The following is a 22,703-nucleotide window of genomic DNA, read 5'->3' on the forward strand; positions in this document are numbered from 1 at the left end:
GGGTCACGCCGTCGCGTCATAGGAGGCGAGATAGTCCGCAAACCGTGCACGGACACCGTCGGGTGTCAGGCCGTAGTCGGCCAGGTCGTAGTCATGTGCGCCACGTGAGCCGGGTCGGCGATCCGCGGCCCAACGCTCGACGGAAGAACGGGTGCCATCGGTGAAGGTCAAACCAAGGGCGTCGTAGCTGGTTCGCAGCGTGCCTACCGGATCGGACTGCAGATCGGCAAACGAGACATCGGCGAAACGGTCATCGCCCACCCGGCCGCGGAAGTCCATGGCGCGCCGCACGCCTTCTGCCCAGCTGTCGACTTGCTCGGCGCCAAGTTCTTCGTCATCGGTGCGGTCGCTACTCCAGCTGCGCACATACCGGATCAGGCTGCAGACCGAGCCCATCACCTTGGCCGGATCGCGATGGCTCCAAAGGAATTTCGCATTCGGATACGCCTCGACTAGGGCGTCGAGGGCGAACATGTGCACTGGAGTCTTGAGGTGCCACAGCACCGGCGGGCAATGCCACTGCAGGAGCTTGAGCACCCGCCGATGGAATAGATAGGTCCCGCGCATGTCACAGTCCATCAGCCACGCGAGATACCCGGGTGCGCGAACCGCCCCGTCAAAGTGGAAGGTGCGAAAGCTCATTCCCATGAGGTCTTGGCATTCGGTCGGGGCCGTGGGCTCGGAGTTGTACAGCGTCTTCATCAACGGGAACATGTTGTCGAGCATCTTGAGACCGGCTTCGGCCTGCGCGATCCGGGGATCGCTGTGCTGGGTCGCGGCCTCCGGCGGCGGGACGGGTGCTTGGGATTCCCACATCCGAAGCGACCGGAATTGGGGATCGGCGGCCACCAATTGGCTCAGGGCTGTGGTGCCGGTGCGGGGCAACCCGATGACGAAGACGGGGCCACCGACCACCTGATCGTCGATCTCGGGGTGTTGCCGGTAGGTGTCCTCAACCTTGAGGCGCTGGATCAAGGCGTTGCTGACAGTGGCGTGCTGGATGACCCGGCCGATCTCGTTGAGGTCGGCCTCGGTGTTCAGCGCTTCAACGATGCGCTCGAGTCCGTCGCGGTAGTAGGGCGAGCCGAAGTCCTCGAGACCCGTTGCGGCACGGGCCCCGTCCTCCAATTCGTCGGCGTCGAACATCATGTGCCGAACCTTTCGTGCACGGCCCGGGCACGTGCCGCGAGCGTCACTTTCCGCTGTTCTCGGCTGACCCTTTCGGTATCCGAAGGCAATTCCGCGTCAAGATCGGCGAAGGGCACGAGTCGCGTCGTCGGTGTCGGTGCCGTCTTGGTTCGCACGCAACGAAGGATGATCGGGCCGTTGCTGTGACCGGCGGTGTCGAGCCAATTCGCCACGCCGGGATCGCGTTCACACAGCACCACGCGCACCAAACCATCGGAATCCACCACCGCCTGATGGGCATTCAGGCTCGACTGGTGGCGCCCGTAGTGAATCGTCTCCCACCACGGGTTTCCGATGGAAAAGCTCCAGTAAACGCCTTCTGGCGGTTCGACTTCCACGATGAGCGCCTGGTGCGGACGCAGCTCCCACCGCCCGATCACCGGCCTGTTCTCCGCCGCCCCGATATCCGTGCGGTCGATGGGGGGCAAAAAACCGTTGGCCGGTGCGGCGGCACCAAATTGCAGAAAGAACGTCAGGTTGTCGCGAACGAAGTCACCGAGGGCTTCCAGCTGCCTCGACAGCGCCACGCCGGGTTCGACCGGACGTTTTGTCGCCGCCATCGTGTCACCGAGCCGCTCGATGCGCAGCGACGATGCCACCTCGGCATCCCAGTCGTAGAAAAAGTGCCGCACGGTCAGCGTGGGATGTTCGCCTTCGATAGGCATCCAATTGCCTGCTCGCCCCGTCGGTTCGGAGGCCGAGAGCACCACCTCGAAGTTGCCGCGGGCATCAATCTCGAGCTCGTCAACCAGCTCGTTCGCTGTTGCCGCGATCCCATTCATTGTCTGTAGCCCGACGTAGCGTGCGGTGCCGCGATTGCCGAACAATCGATAACTCTCCCCGCCGCGAAGCACGGCGCGGGTGTAGATGCAGTCCGGACACTCCATTCCCCAGGTCACGACGTCATCTGTGCTGGTGCGTTGAACGCGCAGCGTCGGATCCGGATCGAACCGCAACACTTCGTCTATGCCCGCGGTGAGCAGTACCAACAGATGCCGGATTCCGGCGGCAAGGTCGATCTGATGGTGATTCGCCGGGTCGGATTCCACGATTTGGGCTGCTTCACGTAGCCGAGTGAGGAGATGCGACCACGCCAGAGCTAGATCGGCGCAATCGGATTCGGCCGACAACGCCGCCTCGCCGATGGAGAACGGCAGCCACGTCAGCGGCTTGTTGGGATCGCTCACGATTGCCCGTTTCTGTCGGTGCCATAACCTTAAATGAAAATAGCGTTTTCGTTTAAGTGTGGTTATGACTATCGCAGCGCAGCGGCGACGATGTCAACGCTGAGTCTCAACAGCGGTAGGTTGGCACCGTGACACCGACCTTCGCCGATCTCACCAAGGCGCAATACATCCTGTTGACCACCTTCACCAAGGACGGCAGGCCCAAGCCGACGCCGATCTGGGCCGCCCCGGATCAAGACCGGCTCCTGGTCATCACCCAGGAAACGTCGTGGAAGGTCAAGCGGATCCGCAACACCCCTCGCGTCACGCTGGCCACCTGCACGATGAACGGCCGACCGACCAGCGAGGCCGTCGAGGGGACAGCCGTCATCCTCGACAAGTCGCACACGGGCGCGGTCTACGAGGCGATTGGCAAGCGCTACGGCATCGTGGGCAAAGTGTTCAACCTCTTCAGCAAGCTGCGCGGCGGCATGGAAAACAACGTGGGGCTCGAGCTGAAAGTGGCTTGAACACTACGTCGTTGCCCCCGCCGCCAGGTGTTCGCCGAAGAACGCGAAAACGCGGCGCCAGGCGTCCTCGGTGGCGGCCTCGTCGTAACCGAAGCCGGTGATCCGAAGCAGGCCCTGGGCGGGCAGCTCGTTGGCGAAGCTGTGCCCGGCACCGGGATAGACCTTCACATCGGCGGTGATGTTCTTGTCGGCGATCGTCTTGCGCAGCTTCTCGGGCGCACCCCGTCCCAGCGGGTCGCGGCCGCCCAAGCTGGCCACGATCGGGCACGCCCCGTCGAGCGTCTTGTCGAGGTTGCGGGGCAGGGGAGTGCTGTAGAACGGCGCGGCGGCGCCAAAACCCTTGGGCGACATCACCAGTGCGAATTGTCCGCCCATGCAGAAGCCCGCGATGCCGACCTGGCCGGAACATTCCGGCATGGCTTTCAGGTGATCGCGCGCGGCGAGGATGTCATCGAGGGCTCGGCCGCGTTGCGTCTGCAGCTCCTTCATGACCCTGGAGATGCAGCGGATCCGGCCGCCGCGCGCGTACATGTTCGGGGTGAGCGCCAGATAACCCGCCCGGGCGATGCGGTCGTTCGTCGACTGCTTGTCGCGGCCGTAGCCGAACGCGTCGTGGATCACCACGACGCCCGGCCACGGCCCCTGCCCCGGTGGCGTGCTCAGTAACGCATCGATCGGTCCGTCGGGGGTATCGATCTGAATCGTCGTCATAGCGTCATCTAACTGCAATCGCGGGGGACAGCACCACGGGAACTCGGGCGCGGTCCACAGACGTTGGCCTGACATGGTGTCGCGGCTGTTGCTGATTTATGCCGTCGTCGAACTTGCGGTGATCTTCGCGCTGGTGTCGACGATCGGATGGGGTTGGACCCTGCTGACGCTGTTGGCGACGTTCCTGCTCGGGTGGGGCATCGTCGCCCCGATGGCAGGGTCCCACCTCATCCGTCGGATCGGGCAATTGCGCTCCGGATTCGCCGGATCACGCAACGCGGCCGGCGACGGCGCGCTGGTCAGTGTGGCCGCGCTTCTTGTTCTCATTCCCGGGCTGGTCAGCACGGCGCTGGGGTTGTTGCTGCTCATTCCGCCGGTGCGGTCTGTGGCCGGCCCCGGGTTGGGCGCCATCGCGGTGCGCACGTTGCGGCGCCAGATGCCGGGAATCAGTTACGCGACCACTTTCCGCTCGAATCCGTATCCGGCGGCGTCTTACCCGGGTGACGCCCGCGGCCACGGCGACTACATCGACGGCGAGGTCATCGACGTCCAAGACGTCGGGCCGGTGCGAACCCAGCGCTTCGACGGGCGCTGAGCCGGCGAGGCAAACCGCATTTGCCCTTGCACGTAGCTTTGGGCTGTGACCAATGGTCCCGCTCCTCCTCAGGCCGTTTCACGGCCTGCATCGTCACGGCACGTGACCGATGGTCCCGCTCCTCCTCAGGCCGTTTCACGGCCTGCATCGTCACGGCACGTGACCAATGGCCCCGCTCCTCCTCAGGCCGTTTCACGGCCTGCATCGTCACGGCACGTGACCGATGGTCCCCCTCCTCCTCAGGCCGTTTCACGGCCTGCATCGTCACGGCACGTGACCAATGGCCCCGATAGTCCGGTGACCCTGCTCATCAACGGCCGGGTGCACAGTCCCGCTCACCCCGAAGCGACCGCGATGGCGGTCCGCGGCGGCGTCATCGCCTGGCTGGGCAGCGACGAGGTCGGCCGCACCATGTTCCCCGATGCCGACATCGAGGACGTCGACGGCGGTTTCGTGGCGCCGGGATTCGTCGACAGCCACATCCATCTGACCGCTACCGGACTAACCCTGAGCGGGCTGGACCTGCGGCGGGCCGGCTCGCGCGCGCAGTGCCTGCAGATGGTCGCCGACTACGCCGCCGCCCATCCGGGCGAACCGGTGTGGGGGCATGGGTGGGATGAAACGTCGTGGCCGGACAACACCCCGCCCGGCACCAGCGACCTCGACGCCGTCCTCGGCGACCGGCCGGCGTACCTGGCCCGCGTGGACGTGCACTCCGCGGCGGCCTCGACGGGCCTGCGACGGCTCGTCGACGAACTCCCGTCGGCGACCGGTTTCAGCGCGGAGCGCCCGCTTGCCGGCGACGCACACCATCTGGTGCGCGCCGTCGCCCGCGACCTGCTGACCGCCGAGCAGCTCGCCGAGGCCCGCGCCGCGGCACTGCGGGCCGCCGCGGCGGCCGGGATCGTCGCGGTGCACGAGTGCGCCGGACCCCAGATCGGCGGGATCGACGACTGGCTGCAACTGCGTGCCCTCGATCAGGGTGTCGAAGTGATCGGCTACTGGGGCGAGCCGGTGCGCACCCCCGCCCAGGCCCGGGAGCTGATGGACGCGACCGGGGCCCGCGGGCTGGCCGGTGACCTGTTCGTCGACGGGGCGCTCGGATCGCGCACCGCCTGGCTGCACGAGCCCTATGCCGACGCGCCGGACCACACGGGCACCTCCTACCTGGACCCCGACGACGTGGAGGCCCACGTTCGGGCGTGCACTGAGGCCAAGATCACCGCCGGATTCCACGTCATCGGAGACGCCGCCGTCGCCACCGTGGTGGGCGCCTTCGAACGGGTCGCCGCGGACCTCGGGCCGGTCGCCGTCGCCCGCTGCGGCCACCGCCTCGAGCACGTCGAGATGATCAACGCCGAGCAGGCCGCCAAACTGGGCCAGTGGGGCGTCATCGCCAGCGTGCAGCCCAATTTCGATGCGCTCTGGGGCGGCGCCGACGGCATGTACGCCCGCCGGCTCGGCGCCGAGCGAGGCAGTCGGCTCAACCCGTTTGCGCTGTTAGCATCCCAAGGCGTGCCCCTCGCGCTAGGTTCCGACGCCCCGGTGACGGGTTTCGACCCGTGGACGAGCGTGCGCGCGGCCGTCAACCATCGCACCGCGGGCAGCGCGGTCTCGGCGCGGGCCGCGTTTGCTGCCGCCACCCGCGGCGGCTGGCGGGCCGCCGGTGTGCGCGACGGCAAGGCGGGCACCCTGACGCCGGGCGCGCCGGCGTCGTACGCCATCTGGGATGCAGGGGCGCTGGAGGTGCACGCACCCCGCGACACCGTGCAGCGCTGGTCGACCGATCCGCGTTCCCGCGTGCCCGCGCTGCCGCGCCTGGGCCCGAACGATGCCCTACCGCGGTGCCGGCGAACGGTGCATCGGGGCGCTGTCATCCATGGCTAGGCATTCGTCGGGCGGCGACGAACCCCCGGACCAAGGCGAGTCCCCGGACCCAACCGGTGGGACCGACCCGGTGGACGAGCAGATCGACCCGATCAGCGACGAGGCCGAATCGGAGCGCGACGACGAACCCGCCGACGTTCACCCCGGGGAACCGGAACGGCCCGGCGAACACGCGCGGTTGACCGATCGACTGCGGACCGGGGCGCGCCGGACGGCGACCGGGCTGGTCGCCGCGGTGATCGCGAGGTTGCCCGCCGCCCAGGCCGCGATGCTGCCACGGCTGACCCGGTTGATCGGCGCCGTGGTGGGCGGCCTGCTGCTGTGCGCCAGCTTCCCGACGCTGAACTGGTGGTGGGGTGCCGTCGTCGCCGCGGCGTTGCTGGCGTGGGTGCTGACTCACCCCGCGACGACGCCGGGCGGCGGGCTGGGCTACGCGTTCCTCTTCGGCCTGGCCTTCTACCTGCCGCTGCTGCCGTGGGTCGGGCTCCTGGTCGGTTCCGTCCCGTGGCTCGCACTGGCGGCCGTATCGGCGCTGTTTCCCGCCGCCTTCGGTCTGTTCGCCGTCCTCGTTCGTCGGCTGCCCGGCTGGCCCATCTGGTTCGCGCTGCTGTGGGCGGCCCAGGAGTGGCTGAAGTCGGTTTTCCCGTTCGGCGGCTTCCCCTGGGGGTCGGTGGCCTTCGGCCAAACGCACGGACCGTTCCTGCCGCTGGTTCAGCTCGGCGGCGTCGCGCTGCTGTCCATGGCGATCATGCTGGTGGGTTTCAGCGCGACCGCCATCGCGCTGGAGATCGTGAAGTGGTGGCGCTCGGGCCACCCGGTGCACGCCGCCGCCGACCCAGCGGAAAGTGAGCCGCCGCCGCCCGCGGTGGTGCTGCCCGGTGTCTGCATCTGTCTGGTGCTGTTCGCGTCGGTCATGGTCTGGCCGCAGGTGCGGCACGCCGGCACCGGCTCGGGAGGCGAGCCGTCGGTGACCGTCGCGGCGGTGCAGGGCAACGTGCCGCGGTTGGGTTTCGAGTTCAACGAGCAGCGACGGGCGGTGCTGGACAACCACGTCCGCGAGACGCTGGCGCTGGCCGACGACGTGCGCGCCGGGGCCGCTCCGCAACCGCAATTCGTGATCTGGCCGGAAGACTCGTCGGACATCGACCCGCTGGTCAACCCGGATGCCGCGCTGGAGATATCGCAGGCCGCGGCGGCGATCGGCGCCCCGATCCTGATCGGCAGCGTGCTCGAAGTCCCCGGACGCCCCCCGGAAGATCCCCACTACACGAACACCATGATCGTGTGGACCCCGGCCACCGGCCCGGCCGAACGCCACGACAAGGAAATCGTGCAGCCGTTCGGCGAGTACCTGCCGATGCCGTGGCTGTTCAAGCATCTGTCGGGGTACGCGGGCCGCGCCGGAACCATGGTGCCCCGGCCCGGTAGCGACGTGGTCCACATGGCGGGGGTTCCGGTCGGGGTCGCGACGTGCTGGGAAGTGATCTTCGACCGCGTCCCCCGACACGCGGTCCTGGGCGGCGCCCAGCTGCTGGCCGTGCCGGCCAACAACGCCACCTTCAACAAGAAGATGAGCGAACAGCAGCTGGCGTTCGCCAAGGTCAGGGCCGTCGAGCACGACCGCTACGTGGTGGTCGCGGGCACCACGGGAATCAGCGCCGTGATCGCCCCCGACGGCGGCGAGTTGGCACGTACCGACTTCTTCCAGCCCGCGTACCTGGACATGCCGGTGCGCCTCAAGACCAAGTTAACGCCGGCAACCCGCTGGGCGCCGTTGCTGCAGTGGGTCATCGTGGCAGCGGCCGGGGCGGTCATTTTGGCCGGGATACGGCACAATGGATGGTTCCCGCGTCGGATTCGTCTCAGGCCCACGCCCTCGGGTCGATCGACACGTCCTTCCAAAACGGCCGGTACGACCCCGGGCACACACCCGCCCGACGAGCACGACTCCGACACCGCGCCCGACGAGGGCGGGGATCGCACGCCGGCAGACGACGGCGGGTGACGACACTCCGTCCCACCGGGGACGGCCGACATTCTTTCGATTTCGGGCGACACAGAGGAGCTACATGACCACCGGCCAGCCGGCGCCCCACGCCCCGGGCAATCGTCCCAGCCAGCGCGTCTTGGTGATCATCCCGACCTACAACGAGCTGGAGAACCTGCCGGTGATCCACCGGCGGCTCAAGGACGCGTGCCCGCACGTGCACCTGCTCATCGTGGACGACAGCAGCCCCGACGGCACCGGCCAGCTGGCCGAGGAGCTGGCCGCGGCCGACTCCGGTCGCACCCACGTCATGCACCGCACCGCCAAGGACGGCCTGGGCGCGGCGTACCTGGCGGGCTTCGCCTGGGGATTGAGCCGCGACTACTCGGTGCTCGTCGAGATGGACGCCGACGGCAGCCACGCGCCCGAACAGCTACACCGCCTGCTGGACGCGGTCGACGACGGCGCCGATCTGGCCATCGGCTCGCGCTACGTCGACGGCGGGACGGTGCGCAACTGGCCGTGGCGGCGCTGGGCGCTGTCCTGGACCGCCAACACCTATGCGCGGCTGGCGCTGGGCATCGGGGTGCACGACATCACCGCCGGCTACCGCGCCTACCGCCGCGAGGTCCTCGAGGCCATCGACCTCGACGGCGTCGACTCCAAGGGCTACTGCTTCCAGATCGACCTGACCTGGCGGACCATCTGCAACGGCTTCACCATCGTCGAAGCGCCCATCACGTTCACCGAACGCGAACTCGGCGTGTCCAAGATGAGCGGTTCCAACATCCGCGAGGCCCTGGTCAAGGTGACCCGATGGGGCGTTCAGGGCCGCCGGTCGGGCGCGCGCGCCACCCGGGCCGACAACCGCACCTGAGCCGCGGGGTCAGCCCCGCCGACGGGTCTTGATGATCTCGAGGCGCTCCTTGAGCAGCTCTTCGAGTTCTTCCACCGAGCGGCGCTCCAGCAGCATGTCCCAGTGCGTGCGCGGCGGCTTGACCTTCTTCGGCTCGGGCAGATCACCCTCGATCAGGGTGCCTTCCAGGCCGTTGCGGCACAGCCAGGTGCCGGGGATTTCGGCGTCGTCGGCGAAGGGAACTTCGAACTCCTCGCCGTTCTCGGTGCGGTACTTCGCGAGCTGGCGCGGGGCCAGGTCGTGGTTGCGGTCGGTCTCGTAGCTCACGGCTCCGAGGCGACTGCCTCTCAGTACGCGATCGGCCATGGGTGCTACTCCTTTAAGTCGTATTCGGAGCCCTCCGGCTCCTGTAGTGCAATTCTCTCTCGACTAGCAACGCTGCGGCGATCTGCGCAGTTCCCGGCGGGGAGCCGGCATACGCGACGCGACCATCAATGATACCGGGATCGCAGGAGAATCCCGACTAAAGTCGGCAGGCGTGAGCCGCCGTACCCACCCGCAGCCCTGCCGCTGGTGCGGTCGAGACGTCACCGACGCGGGAATGGGCCGTCGCCGCCAGTATTGCCGGCAGTCGTGCCGGCAGCGGGCCTACGAGCAACGGGCCTCGTTGCACCGGCACGGCGCGGCGGCAGTGCCCGACGACGCGGTGGTGCTGTCGGCCGACGACGCGGCCGACCTCTCGGATCGCGTCTACCAAGTGCGGTGCGCCGCCGAGGACGTCGCCACCGCGCTCGAGGAGGGCGCCGGGGCCACCGAACTGCGCCAGTTGTGCGATGCGCTGATCCATGCCGCCCGGGCCGCCGACGGCTGGCGCCGAGCGGGTGTCTGACACTGCGCCTGACCACCGACGATGGCTCGCCGGGTACAGTCTCGCCATGGACCACGGGCCACGTCGACGGCGGACCGTTGTCCAGCGAGCTCACCGGGCTCTACGTGGCGCATCCCGCCGCAGCGGGGCGTCGCACCTGTCCAAGCCGGTCCTCCTGTAGCAGTCGGGAGTAGCGGACGTTTTGAAATCCAGTCGGAGTTGGCCATACTCACCAGCAACATTCTTGGGTCGGAGAGCAGCACGACGCTGGTCGAACGAAACACGGCGTCGCCTCGTGCAGCAAATCCCGTGAATCGGCGACAACCGCATCCGGCGGGACAAGACGCCAGGCATTAGGTGAGGGTTAGGGCGAGGTTTTAGTGATGGTGGACCAACTCCAGCATGCGACCGAAGCGCTGCGGAAAGCGCTGGTCCAGGTTGACCGCCTGAAGCGCACCAACCGCGCGCTACTGGAGCGGTCGAGCGAGCCGATCGCGATCGTCGGGATGTCGTGTCGCTTCCCCGGCGGCGTCGACAGCCCCGAGTCGCTGTGGCAAATGGTCGCCGACGGCCGCGACGTGATCTCGGACTTTCCCGCCGATCGTGGCTGGGACCTCGGGGCGCTGTATGACCCCGATCCCGACGCCCGCCACAAGTGCTACGTGAACACCGGGGGTTTCGTCGACGGCGTCGCGGACTTCGACCCGGCCTTCTTCGGCATCGCACCCAGCGAAGCCCTGGCCATGGATCCCCAGCACCGGATGCTGCTGGAGCTGTCGTGGGAAGCGTTGGAGCGGGCCGGGATTGACCCCAGCGGGCTGCGCGGCAGCGCCACCGGGGTGTTCGCGGGGCTCATCGTCCAGGGCTACGGCATGCTCGCCGAGGAGATCGAGGGCTACCGGCTGACCGGCATGACCTCCAGCGTCGCCTCGGGGCGGGTGTCGTATGTGCTCGGGCTGGAGGGCCCGGCGGTGTCGGTGGACACGGCGTGCTCGTCGTCGTTGGTGGCGTTGCACATGGCGGTGCAGTCGCTGCGCTCGGGGGAGTGCGATCTGGCGCTGGCCGGCGGCGCGACCGTCAACGCCACGCCGACGGTCTTCGTGGAATTCAGCCGGCACCGGGGATTGGCGCCCGACGGGCGATGCAAGGCGTACGCCGGTGCGGCCGACGGCGTCGGCTGGTCGGAGGGCGGGGCGATCCTGGTCGTCGAGCGCCTGTCGGATGCGCAGCGGTTGGGGCATCCGGTGTTGGCGGTGGTGCGGGGTTCGGCGGTCAATCAGGATGGGGCGTCTAACGGGTTGACGGCGCCTAATGGGCCGTCGCAGCAGCGGGTGGTGCGTGCGGCGTTGGCTAATGCGGGGTTGTCGGCGGCCGAGGTGGATGTCGTTGAGGGGCATGGGACCGGGACGACGTTGGGTGATCCGATCGAGGCGCAGGCGTTGTTGGCGACTTATGGGCAGGATCGTGGTGAGCCGCTGTGGTTGGGGTCGATTAAGTCGAACATGGGTCATACGCAGGCCGCCGCGGGTGTGGCGGGTGTGATCAAGATGGTGCAGGCGATGCGCCACGAAACGCTGCCCGCGACGTTGCATGTCGATGAGCCGAGCCCGCATGTGGATTGGTCGGCGGGGTTGGTGTCGTTGCTGACCGAGGCTCGGCCCTGGCGGGCGGATGGGCCGCGTCGGGCCGGGGTGTCGTCGTTCGGTATCAGCGGCACCAACGCGCACGTGATCATCGAGTCGGGCCCGGAGGCCCCGCAGCGGGAAGCCGGTCCGGCGCTACCTGTGGTCCCGTGGGCGTTGTCGGCGAAGTCGCCCACGGCGCTGGCGGCGCAGGCTGCGCGCCTGGCCGAACATCTGCGAGGCCACGATGAATTGGACGTCGCGGACGTGGGCTGGACGCTGGCCGGCCGCGCGATGTTCGAGCACCGGGCGGTGGTGGTCGGAGGCGACCGGGACCGGTTGCTGGCCGGGCTGGACGAGCTGGCCAACGACGACCCGGCCGGGACGGTTCTGCGCGGCACCGCGACGCCGCCGGGCAAGACCGTGTTCGTCTTCCCCGGCCAGGGTTCCCAATGGCTGGGCATGGGCGTCGAATTGCTGGATACCGCACCGGTTTTCGCGCGACAGATCCAGGCGTGCGAAGAGGCGTTCTCGGAATTCGTCGACTGGTCGCTGATCGACGTGCTGCGCGGCGCACCCGGCGCCCCGGGGATGGACCGCGTCGACGTGGTGCAGCCGGTGCTCTTCGCGGTGATGGTGTCGCTGGCCGAACTCTGGAAATCGGTCGGGGTCAGTCCGGATGCGGTGATCGGCCACTCGCAAGGCGAAATCGCCGCGGGCTACGTCGCCGGCGCCTTGTCGCTGCGCGACGCCGCCCGCGTGGTCACGCTGCGCAGCAAGCTGCTGCGATCGCTGGCCGGCCCCGGCGGCATGCTGTCGATCGCCTGCAGCACCGAGCGGGCGCGGGAGTTGTTGGCGCCCTACGGAAATCGGGTCAGCATCGCCGCGGTCAACGGCCGATCGGCCGTGGTGGTATCGGGCGATGTCGCCGCGCTCGACGAGCTCGTCGGCTTCTGCGCCGACCTCGAACTGAGGACCCGGCGGATCGACGTGGACTACGCCTCGCACTCGGTCGAGGTCGAGGCGATCCGCGATGACCTCGCCGAGGCACTGTCCGGTATCGAGGCGCGTTCCTCGCGCATCGCGTTCTTTTCCACGGTGACCGGAAACCGCTTGGACACAGCGGGATTGGACGCCGACTACTGGTACCGCAACATCCGACAGACCGTGCAGTTCGACCAGGCCGTGCGCAGCGCGAGCGAGCACGGATACCGGACGTTCATCGAGTCCAGCCCGCATCCGGCCCTGGTCGCCGGGATCGAGGACACCGCCAACCACCAGGCCGACCGCTACGCCGAGGTCTCCGAAGCGAAAGTCATTCCCACCCTGGGACGCGACGACGGCGGCCTCGACCGGTTCCTGACGTCGGCCGCCACCGCGTTCGTCGCGGGAGTGAGCGTGGGTTGGCGCGGCGCGCTGGGCGGCGCCGGCTTCGTCGAGCTGCCGACGTATGCCTTTGACCGACGGCGGTTTTGGCTGTCCGGCGAAGGCGTCGCGGCCGACGCCACGGGCCTGGGGCTGGGAACCAGCGAGCACCCGCTGCTGGGCGCGGTCGTCGAGCTGCCGGCCTCGGGCGGGGTGGTGCTCACGGGCCGCCTGTCGCCCAGCCAGCAGGGCTGGCTGACCGATCACGCCGTGTCCGGTGCGGTCGTGTTCCCCGGCGCCGGGTTCGTGGAGCTGGCGATTCGCGCCGGCGACGAAGTCGGGTGTTCGACGGTCGACGAACTGACCTTGCAGGCGCCGTTGATGTTGCCGGCCAAGGGTTCCGGGTCGGGATCGGTTGCCATCCAGGTGGTGGTGGGCCCCGCCGAGGAGTCCGGTCAGCGCGTCGTGTCGATCTACTCGCGCCCCGGCGCCGGTTCGGGCTGGGTGTGCCACGCCGAGGGAACGCTGAGCACCGGCTCGGTCGAGCCGGGCGCGGATCTGTCGGCATGGCCGCCGGCGGGCGCCGTCGCGGTCGACCCGGCGGACGGTTACGAGCAATTGGCCGCGCGCGGTTACGGTTACGGCCCGGCTTTCCGGGGCTTGACCGCGGCCTGGGTACGCGGCGACGAGGTATTCGCCGAGGTGCGGCTGCCCGACGCCGCCGGGGGCGTCACCGGGTTCGGCGTGCACCCGGCGCTGCTCGACGCGGCCATGCACGCGCTGGTCATCGGCCACCAAATGGCCGACCACACCGACGAAGTGGTGTTGCCGTTCTCCTGGCAGGGCGTGTCGTTGCATGCCGCGGGTGCGTCGGCGGTGCGCGCGCGCATCGCGCCGGCCGCCGCCAGCGCGGTGTCGATCGAGCTGGCCGACGGCCTGGGGTTGCCGGTGCTGTCCGTGCGCGCGATGGTGGCTCGCTCGGTGAGCGAGCGGCAGCTGCGCGCGGCGGTGTCGGCTTCGGGCCCGGACCGGCTCTTCGAGGTGGAGTGGGCGCCCGCGACCGCGTCCACCGGGGAGTTGCCAGCGCACGAGGTCTTCGAATCCTTTGCGGCCGAGGAGGATCCGGTCACCGGATCGTATCGCCGCACACATGAGGTTCTGGCCGCCGTGCAGTCGTGGCTGACCGAGCATGACGCCGGGGTCTTGGTCGTCGCGACGCGCGGCGCGATGGGACTGGCGGGGGAGGACGTACCCGATCTGGCGGGCGCGGCCGTGTGGGGGCTGGTGCGGGCGGCGCAAACCGAGCACCCCGGCCGGATCGTGCTGGTGGATTCCGATGCCCCGCTGGACGATAGCGCGGTAGCGACCGTTCTCGCGGTCGGCGAACCCCAGGTGCTGCTGCGCGACGGCAAGGCCCACACCGCGCGGGTGCGCGGCAGCCGCGCGGTCGACGGCATCATGACACCGCCCGAAGACCGACCCTGGCGGCTGGGCATCAGCAGCGCGGGCACCTTCGAAAACCTGCAACTCGAGCCGGTTCCCAACGCCGACGCTCCGCTGGAGCCGGGTCAGGTTCGCGTGGCCCTGCGCGCGATCGCCACTAACTTCCGCGACGTCATGATCACCCTGGGCATGTTCACCCACGAGGCGCTGCTCGGTGGCGAAGGCGCCGGGGTGGTGGTCGAGGTCGGGCCGGGAGTCACCGAATTCGCCGTCGGCGATTCGGTGTACGGGTTCTTCCCCGACGGCAGCGGCACCCTGGTACCCGGTGACGTCCGCCTGTTGCAGCGCAAGCCCGCCGACTGGTCCTACGCCGACGCCGCCGGCATTTCCGCTGTCTTCACCACCGCGTACATGGCGTTCATCCACCTGGCCGAGGTCAAGCCCGGGCAGCGGGTGCTGGTGCATGCCGCCGCCGGTGGGGTCGGGATGGCGGCCGTCCAGCTCGCCCGGTACTTGGGCCTGGAGGTGTTCGCCACCGCGAGCCGAGGCAAGTGGGACACCTTGCGGGCCATGGGCTTCGACGACGACCACATCTCGGATTCCCGCAGCCTCGAGTTCGAGGACAAGTTCCGCTCGGTCACCGGCGGGGCCGGCATGGACGTGGTGCTGGACTCGCTCGCCGGGGAATTCGTCGACGCCTCCCTGCGCCTGGTCGCTCCCGGCGGCATGTTCCTGGAAATGGGCAAGACCGACATCCGCGATCCGGGCGTGGTGGCCCAGGAGTACCCGGGCGTCCGCTATCGCGCCTTCGACCTGTTCGAGCCCGGACGTCCCCGGATGCACCAGTGGATGATCGAGCTCGCCGGACTGTTCGACGCCGGGGTCCTGAAACCGTTGCCGGTGACGACGTTTGACATCCGCCGCGGTCGCGCGGCGTTGCGCTATTTGAGCCAGGCCCGTCACATCGGCAAGGTCGTCATGACTGTGCCTACCGGACCGGGTGTCGGCCTGGCCTCGGGCACGGTGCTGATCACCGGCGGGACCGGCATGGCGGGCTCCACGTTGGCTCGTCACCTGGTGGCGCACCACGGCGTCGAAGACCTGGCGTTGCTGAGCCGGCGGGGACCGGACGCGCCGGGAGCCGCCGAGCTGATCGCCGAGGTGGAAGCGGCAGGCGCCCGGGTGCGAGTGATCGCCTGCGACGCAGCCGACCGGACGGCGCTGGCCGCGGTGATCACCGAACTGTCGGCGCAGCGGCCGTTGTCCGGCGTGATCCACGCGGCCGGCGTGCTCGACGACGCGATGGTCACCTCGCTGACGCCCGAACGGGTCGACGCGGTGCTGCGGGCCAAAATCGACGCGGCTTTCAACCTGCACGAACTGACCCGCGACCTGAATCTGTCGGCGTTCGTGATGTTTTCGTCGATGGCCGGACTGGTGGGCTCGTCGGGCCAGGGCAACTACGGCGCCGCGAACTCGTTCCTCGACGGGCTGGCGGCACATCGGCGCGCGCAGGGGCTGTCGGCGATCTCGCTGGGCTGGGGGCTGTGGGACCAGGCCAGCGCCATGACCGGCAGTCTCGACGCCGCCGACCTCGCCCGGCTGGGCCGCGACGGAATCTTGGCGTTGTCCTCGGACGAGGCGATGGAACTGTTCGACACGGCATTGATCGTCGACGAACCCTTCCTGGCGCCCGCCCGCATCGATCTCGGCGCGCTGCGCGCCCATGCGGTCGCGGTGCCACCGATGTTCGCCGACCTGGTCAACGCGCCCACGCGGCGCCGGGTCGACGACTCGCTCGCGGCCGCGAAGTCCAAATCGGCTCTGGCGCATCGCCTGGATGGCCTCTCCGAGGCCGAGCAGCACGCCGTGCTGCTGGACCTGGTGCGTTCGCATATCGCCACCGTGCTGGGCAACACCTCCGCCGAGGCGATCGACCCGGACAAGGCGTTCCAGGAGTTGGGCTTTGACTCGCTGACCGCGGTCGAAATGCGGAACCGCCTCAAAACCGCGACGGGACTGGCGCTTTCGCCCACACTGATCTTCGACTACCCGACACCCAACGGCCTGGCCGGCTACATTCGCACCGAGCTCGCCGGGGCCCCGCAGGAGATCAAGCACGCCCCGGTCGCGCGCGCCACCCAGGACGATCCGATCGTGATCGTCGGCATGGCGTGCCGGTATCCGGGCGGGGTGAATTCCCCCGAGGATCTGTGGCAGATGCTCACCGAGGGCCGCGATGTGCTCTCCGAATTCCCGACCGACCGCGGCTGGGATCTGGCCGGCGTGTACAACCCGGATCCCGACGTCCCGGGCACCTGCTACACCCGCACCGGGGGTTTCGTCGACGGCGTCGCGGACTTCGACCCGGCCTTCTTCGGCATCGCGCCGAGCGAGGCACTCGCGATGGACCCGCAACAACGCATTTTCCTCGAGCTCTCCTGGGAAGCCTTGGAGCGGGCGGGGATTGAACCCGGCGCGCTGCGCGGCAGCGCCACCGGCATGTTCGCCGGCGTGTACACGCAGGGCTACGGCATGCACGCCGCGCCCACCGCGGAGGGCTTCCGGCTGACCGGTCAGTCCTCGAGTGTCGCGTCCGGCCGCGTGTCGTATGTGCTGGGGCTGGAGGGCCCGGCGGTGTCGGTGGACACGGCGTGCTCGTCGTCGTTGGTGGCGTTGCACATGGCGGTGCAGTCGCTGCGCTCGGGGGAGTGCGATCTGGCGCTGGCCGGCGGCGTCACGGTCAACGCCACGCCCGACATCTTCGTCGAGTTCAGCCGGATGCGCGGATTGTCCGTGGACGGCCGATGCAAGGCCTATGCGGGCGCGGCCGACGGCACCGGATTCTCCGAGGGCGGCGGCATGCTCGTGGTGGAGCGCCTGTCGGATGCGCAGCGGTTGGGGCATCCGGTGTTGGCGGTGGTGCGGGGTTCGGCGGTCAATCAGGATGGGGCGTCTAACGGGTTGACGGCGCCTAATGGGCCGTCGCAGCAGCGGGTGGTGCGTGCGGCGTTGGCTAATGCGGGGTTGTCGGCGGCCGAGGTGGATGTCGTTGAGGGGCATGGGACCGGGACGACGTTGGGTGATCCGATCGAGGCGCAGGCGTTGTTGGCGACTTATGGGCAGGATCGTGGTGAGCCGCTGTGGTTGGGGTCGATTAAGTCGAACATGGGTCATACGCAGGCCGCCGCGGGTGTGGCGGGTGTGATCAAGATGGTGCAGGCGATGCGCCACGAAACGCTGCCCGCGACGTTGCATGTCGATGAGCCGAGCCCGCATGTGGATTGGTCGGCGGGGTTGGTGTCGTTGCTGACCGAGGCTCGGCCCTGGCGGGCGGATGGGCCGCGTCGGGCCGGGGTGTCGTCGTTCGGTATCAGCGGCACCAACGCGCACGTGATCATCGAGGCCGTCCCATCTGAGACCTCCCCGAGCGCCGTTCAGGTGACCGAGCGCCCCGAGGTGTTTGTCCTGCCGTGGATGGTGTCGGCGAAATCGCCGTCGGCGTTGAGGTCTCAGGCCGCCCGGCTGGCGACCCATCTGCGCGCCCACCCGGATCTCGACGTCGCCGATGTGGGCTGGACGCTGGCGGGCCGATCGAGGTTCGAACAGCGTGCCGTCATCGTCGGCGACGACCGCGACGGCCTGCTGGCCGGGCTGGACGAGTTGGCCGCAGACGAGCTGGCGCCCTCGATCATTCGCGGTACGGCAACACCCGGCGGCAAGACCGTCTTCGTCTTTCCCGGCCAGGGCTCCCAGCTGCTCGGCATGGGTAGGGGATTGCACGGCGCGTACCCGATTTTCGCCGAGGCCTTCGACGCGGTCCTGGCCGAACTGGATCAGCACCTGCTGCGCCCTCTGCGCGACGTCATGTGGGGCAACGACGAAAGCCTTTTGAACACCACCGAATTCGCTCAGCCGGCGCTGTTCGCGGTCGAAGTCGCGTTGTTCCGGCTGCTCGAATCCTGGGGCATACACCCTGACTTCGTGATGGGCCACTCGATCGGCGAGCTGTCCGCCGCGCACGCCGCCGGTGTTCTGTCGCTGAAGAACGCCGCCGTCCTCGTGGCCGCCCGGGGTCGATTCATGCAGGCGCTGCCTGCGGGCGGGGCGATGGTCGCCGTGCAGGCCACCGAAGACGAGGTACGGCCGCTGCTGGTTCCTGAGGCGGGCATCGCGGCCGTCAACGGTCCTGCCTCCGTGGTGATTTCGGGAACTGAAGACGCGGTGACCGCGATCGCGGACCGGCTCCGCGCCGACGGTCGGCGCGTCCACCAACTCGCTGTCTCGCATGCGTTCCACTCCCCGTTGATGGACGCCATGATCGACGAATTCGGCACCGTGGCCGCGGGCCTGACCATCGGCACGCCGACCATCCCGATCATCTCCAACGTGACCGGCGATCTGGCCACCGATGACTTCGGAACGGCGGCGTACTGGAAGCGGCACGTCCGCGAGGCGGTGCGATTCGCCGACAGTGTGCGTTTCGCCCATTCGGCCGGCGGCAACCGATTCCTCGAGGTCGGTCCGAGCAGCGGCCTGACGGCGTCGATCGAAGAAACACTGGCCGACAACCCGGTGACGACGATGTCCGCACTGCGCAAGGACCGGCCGGAGCCGGTGGCCCTGGTCAACGCCGTCGCGCACGGGTTCGTCGCCGGGATGGCGGTGGACTGGCGCGCAGCAATCGGCACGGCGAATCTCGTCGATTTGCCCACGTATGCCTTTGACCGCCGGCGCTTTTGGCTCTTGCGCGACGACGCCCCGGCGGACGCTGCGGGCCTGGGCCTGGCCCCCGGCGAACACGCCCTGCTGGGCGCCGTGGTCGAACTGCCGGCGTCGGGCGGGGTGGTGTTGACCGGCCGGTTGTCCCCGGGCACGCAAGGCTGGCTGGCCGATCACGCCGTCGGCGGTGTCGTGCTGTTCCCGGGAGCGGGATTCGTCGAGTTGGCCATCCGCGCCGGCGACGAGGTGGGCTGCGGAATCGTCGACGAGTTGAATCTGGCGGCGCCGCTGGTGTTGCCGGCCGGCGGTTCGGTTGCGGTTCAGGTCGTGGTCGGCGGCCCGGACGATTCAGGCGCGCGTGCGGTGTCGGTGTTCTCGCGGACCGACGGGGGCTCGGGTTGGTCGTTGCACGCCGAAGGCGTTTTGCGCGCGGGATCGGTGCAACCGAGCGCGGATCTGTCCGTGTGGCCGCCGGTGGGTGCGGTCTCGTTGGATGTCGGCGACGGGTATGAGCAGCTGGCCGAGCGTGGTTACGGGTACGGCCCCGCGTTCCGTGGCTTGACGTCGATGTGGCGTCGTGGCGACGAAATCTTCGCCGAAGTGAACCTGCCCGCCGACGCCGGGGTGTCGGTGACCGGGTTCGGGGTCCACCCGGTGATGCTCGACGCGGCGTTGCACGCGGTCATCTTGGCGTCCGAGGATGACGAGCTCGCGCAGGGCTCGATACTGGTGCCGTTCTCCTGGCAGCAGGTGTCGTTGCACGCCGCGGGGGCGGCGGCGGTGCGCGCGCGGATCATGCCGGTGAGCCCCTCGGCGGTGTCGATCGAACTGGCCGATGGCTTGGGGCTGCCGGTGCTCTCGGTGGCATCGATGGTGGCGCGTCCGGTGACCGATCAGCAGCTCCTGGCCGCGGTGTCGAATTCGGGGCCGGATCGCCTCTTCGAGCTGATCTGGTCCGCCCAGCCGTCATCGACGGTGCCATCGGTGTCGGTCAGTGCCTGGGGCGCACCGGATTCCGTCGAATCGGTTGACGACGGGGCCGAGCGATCGGTGGTGCTGTTCGAATCGCAGCCGGTCTCCGGCGACGTGGTCACCGAGGTGTACGCGGCGACGCGGGCCGTGCTGCCGGTGCTGCAGTCCTGGCTGTCTCGCGACGCCGCCGCAACGCTGGTGGTGGCGACCCGGGGCGCGATGACGCTGCCGGGTGAGGACGTCACCGATTTGGCCGGCGCGGCGGTGTGGGGCCTGGTGCGGTCGGCGCAGACCGAACACCCCGGCCGGATCGTGCTCGTCGACACCGATGCGCCACTGGATTCCGACGCGATCGCCTCCGTGTTGGCGGTCGGCGAGCCGCAGGCGTTGCTGCGCAACGGGATGGTCTACACCGCACGGGTGCTCGGCAGCCGGGCGGTCGGCAGCCTGCTGACGCCGCCCGAGGAGGGGCCGTGGCGGCTGGGCATGAGCAGCTACGGCACGATCGAAAACCTGCGGATAGAGCGGATTCCCGACGCCGACGCGCCCTTGGGGCCCGGCCAGGTGCGGGTGGCGCTGTCGGCCATCGCCGCCAACTTCCGTGACGTCATGATCGCATTGGGCCTGTATCCCGATCCGGACGCGATCATGGGCATCGAGGCCGCCGGCGTGATCACCGAAACCGGCTCGCAGAATGGGCGTTTCGCGGTAGGCGACCGCGTCATGGGGCTTTTCCCGGACGGCACCGGGACGATCGCCAAGACCGACGAGCGACTGCTCGTCAAGGTGCCGGCGGGATGGTCACACACCGCCGCCGCGACGGCTTCGGTGGTGTTCGCCACGGCGCGCTACGCCCTGGTGGACCTGGCCACCGCCCAGCCCGGTCAGCGGGTGCTGGTGCACGCCGCCGCCGGCGGGGTGGGAATGGCCGCGGTCCAGCTGGCCCGCCAGATCGGACTGGAGGTGTTCGCGACCGCCAGCCGCGGCAAGTGGGACACCTTGCGGGCCATGGGTTTTGACGACGATCACATCGGTGATTCGCGCAGCCTCGAGTTCGAGGACAAGTTCCGGGCCGTCACCGGCGGGCGCGGGATGGACATCGTGCTCGACTCGCTGTCCGGCGATTTCGTGGACGCCTCCCTGCGCCTGGTCGCGCCCGGCGGGGTGTTCTTGGAGATGGGCAAGACCGACATCCGCGATCCCCAGGTCGTCGCCCGGGACCACTCCGGTGTGCGCTACCGCGCTTTCGACCTCTTCGAAGCCGGACCGGACCGCATTGCGCAGATGCTCGACGAGCTGGCCGCCATGTTCGCCGAGGACGTGCTGAGGCCGCTGCCGGTGACCAGATTCGACGTGCGCCGCGCGCCCGCCGCGCTGCGCTACCTGAGCCAGGCCCGCCATGTCGGCAAGGTTGTCATGACCATGCCCGACGCGTGGACGTCGGGCACGGTGTTGATCACCGGCGCCACCGGGATGGCCGGTTCGGCGGTCGCGCGACACGTCGTGACCCGCCACGGCGCGCGCAACGTCGTGTTGGTCAGCCGCCGCGGTCTTGACGCGCCGGGTGCTGCCGAGCTGGTGGCCGAGCTGAGCGCGGCCGGCGCGCACGCGGAGACGGTGGCCTGCGACGCCGCCGACCGCGAGGCATTGGCCAAGGTGATCGCCGACATCCCGATGCAGCGCCCGCTGACCGGCGTGATCCATGCCGCCGGCGTGCTGGACGACGCGGTGGTGACGTCGCTGAGTCCCGAGCGGATGAATGCCGTGCTGCGGTCCAAGGTCGATGCGGCGTGGAACTTGCACGAGTTGACGCGCGACCTGGATGTGTCGGCGTTCGTGATGTTTTCGTCGATCGCCGGGCTGGCGGGCGCCTCCGGTCAGGCCAACTACGCCGCCGGCAACTCGTTCCTGGACGGGTTGGCCGCGCATCGACGCGCCCACGGGCTGCCGGCGATCTCGCTGGGCTGGGGGCTGTGGGATCAGGCCAGCGCCATGACCGGCGGGCTGGGCGCCGCCGATCTCGCCCGATTTGGCCGGGACGGGATCGTCGCGATGTCCTCGGACCAGGCGCTGGAGCTGATGGACACCGCGCTCATCGTCGACGAGCCGTTCATGCTGCCCGCCCACATCGACCTCGCGGCGCTGCGCGTCAAGTTCGACTCGGGCACATTGCCGCCGATGTTCGTCGACCTGATCAACGCCCCAACCCGGCGTCAGGTCGACGACTCGCTGGCCGCCGCCAAGTCGAAATCTGCCCTGCTGCAACGCCTCGAAGGGCTACCCGAGGACGAGCAGCAGGCGATCCTGCTGGATTTGGTGCGTTCCCACATCGCCACCGTGCTCGGCAGCTCCAGCCCGGAGGCGATCCACCCGGACCGGGCGTTCCAGGAGCTCGGCTTCGACTCCCTGACCGCAGTCGAGATGCGCAACCGGCTCAAAGCCGCGACCGGACTGCCGCTTTCACCGACGCTCATCTTCGACTACCCGAATTCCGCGGCGCTGGCCGGCTACATGCATCGAGAACTCCTCGGGGCGTCGGAACACACCGCGGCGGCCGCGGCGCCGGGCGAAGCCGAGATCCAGCGTGTTGTCGGGTCCATTCCGGTCAAGCGCCTCCGGCAGGCCGGCGTGTTGGAGCTGCTGCTGGCGCTGGCCGACGAATCGAGTGGCGGTGGGCCGTCCGCGGCGCCGGTGACCACGGAGAAGGACATCGCCGACATGGACCTCGATGATCTGGTCAACGCGGCGCTGTTGGACGACGACGACTAGCCACCATGACCACCAAAGGCAT

At 69.1% G+C, this 22,703-nt stretch carries 9 protein-coding genes and 1 pseudogene; 6 read left to right on the plus strand and 4 right to left on the minus strand.

Translation table 11 applies throughout. The annotated features are described in order from the left end of the window. Nucleotides 1–3 precede the first annotated feature (3 nt). Nucleotides 4–1,149 carry a sulfotransferase family protein gene (locus AC0KTM_RS09410; protein ID WP_238957953.1) on the minus strand — a complete coding sequence of 382 codons (1,146 nt, stop codon included), beginning with the start codon at nucleotides 1,147–1,149 and terminating at the stop codon, nucleotides 4–6. Beyond that, nucleotides 1,146–2,375 (minus strand): DUF1214 domain-containing protein, encoded by a 1,230-nt coding sequence (locus AC0KTM_RS09415; protein ID WP_238957954.1) that lies wholly within the window; start codon nucleotides 2,373–2,375, stop codon nucleotides 1,146–1,148. The genes AC0KTM_RS09410 and AC0KTM_RS09415 overlap by 4 nt, the downstream gene beginning before the upstream one ends. 128 nt (nucleotides 2,376–2,503) lie before the next feature. Between AC0KTM_RS09415 and AC0KTM_RS09420 the strand changes: the two genes are divergently transcribed. Beyond that, the gene (locus AC0KTM_RS09420; protein WP_238957955.1) at nucleotides 2,504–2,884 is read left to right on the plus strand and encodes a PPOX class F420-dependent oxidoreductase; all 381 of its coding nucleotides are present in this window, start codon (nucleotides 2,504–2,506) and stop codon (nucleotides 2,882–2,884) included. 3 nt (nucleotides 2,885–2,887) lie between these two features. Here AC0KTM_RS09420 and AC0KTM_RS09425 read toward each other — a convergent pair whose 3' ends face one another. Then, nucleotides 2,888–3,595: a dienelactone hydrolase family protein gene (locus AC0KTM_RS09425; protein ID WP_225326827.1), complete on the minus strand. Its 708-nt coding sequence runs from the start codon at nucleotides 3,593–3,595 to the stop codon at nucleotides 2,888–2,890. 73 nt (nucleotides 3,596–3,668) lie between these two features. Between AC0KTM_RS09425 and AC0KTM_RS09430 the strand changes: the two genes are divergently transcribed. The 3 genes and pseudogenes from AC0KTM_RS09430 (at nucleotide 3,669) to lnt (ending at nucleotide 8,941) form a co-directional block, all read left to right on the plus strand. Beyond that, on the plus strand, nucleotides 3,669–4,190 hold the full coding sequence (locus tag AC0KTM_RS09430) for an FxsA family protein (protein WP_238957956.1): 522 nt from the start codon (nucleotides 3,669–3,671) through the stop codon (nucleotides 4,188–4,190). 354 nt (nucleotides 4,191–4,544) lie between these two features. Continuing rightward, entirely contained in the window at nucleotides 4,545–6,077 is a 1,533-nt protein-coding gene (locus AC0KTM_RS09435; RefSeq protein WP_472417432.1) for an amidohydrolase, read from the plus strand. Between the two features lie 268 nt (nucleotides 6,078–6,345). After that, nucleotides 6,346–8,941: pseudogene (gene lnt / locus AC0KTM_RS09440) on the plus strand (apolipoprotein N-acyltransferase). A 9-nt stretch (nucleotides 8,942–8,950) separates the two neighbouring features. On the opposite strand, the gene AC0KTM_RS09445 reads toward lnt, so the two are convergent. Next, nucleotides 8,951–9,286, minus strand: a complete 336-nt coding sequence (locus AC0KTM_RS09445; protein ID WP_007770897.1) for an RNA polymerase-binding protein RbpA — start codon at nucleotides 9,284–9,286, stop codon at nucleotides 8,951–8,953. A 172-nt stretch (nucleotides 9,287–9,458) separates the two neighbouring features. Here AC0KTM_RS09445 and AC0KTM_RS09450 point away from each other — a divergent pair, with 172 nt between their 5' ends. Next, the gene (locus AC0KTM_RS09450; protein ID WP_225326825.1) at nucleotides 9,459–9,809 is read left to right on the plus strand and encodes a hypothetical protein; all 351 of its coding nucleotides are present in this window, start codon (nucleotides 9,459–9,461) and stop codon (nucleotides 9,807–9,809) included. Nucleotides 9,810–10,171: 362 nt separating this feature from the next. Next, entirely contained in the window at nucleotides 10,172–22,681 is a 12,510-nt protein-coding gene (locus AC0KTM_RS09455; RefSeq protein ID WP_472415474.1) for a type I polyketide synthase, read from the plus strand. Nucleotides 22,682–22,703: the final 22 nt, after the last annotated feature.

Source organism: Mycobacterium sp. NTMscope_Eco_3, from assembly GCF_976985685.1.

What these genes read in the sequence shown, in the direction of transcription:
- AC0KTM_RS09410 (WP_238957953.1), bottom strand. Translation starts at nt 1,149, where the DNA reads ATGATGTTCGACGCCGACGAATTGGAGGACGGGGCCCGTGCCGCAACG.
- AC0KTM_RS09425 (WP_225326827.1), bottom strand. Translation starts at nt 3,595, where the DNA reads ATGACGACGATTCAGATCGATACCCCCGACGGACCGATCGATGCGTTA.
- AC0KTM_RS09430 (WP_238957956.1), top strand. Translation starts at nt 3,669, where the DNA reads ATGGTGTCGCGGCTGTTGCTGATTTATGCCGTCGTCGAACTTGCGGTG.
- AC0KTM_RS09435 (WP_472417432.1), top strand. Translation starts at nt 4,545, where the DNA reads ATGGCGGTCCGCGGCGGCGTCATCGCCTGGCTGGGCAGCGACGAGGTC.
- AC0KTM_RS09445 (WP_007770897.1), bottom strand. Translation starts at nt 9,286, where the DNA reads ATGGCCGATCGCGTACTGAGAGGCAGTCGCCTCGGAGCCGTGAGCTAC.
- AC0KTM_RS09455 (WP_472415474.1), top strand. Translation starts at nt 10,172, where the DNA reads ATGGTGGACCAACTCCAGCATGCGACCGAAGCGCTGCGGAAAGCGCTG.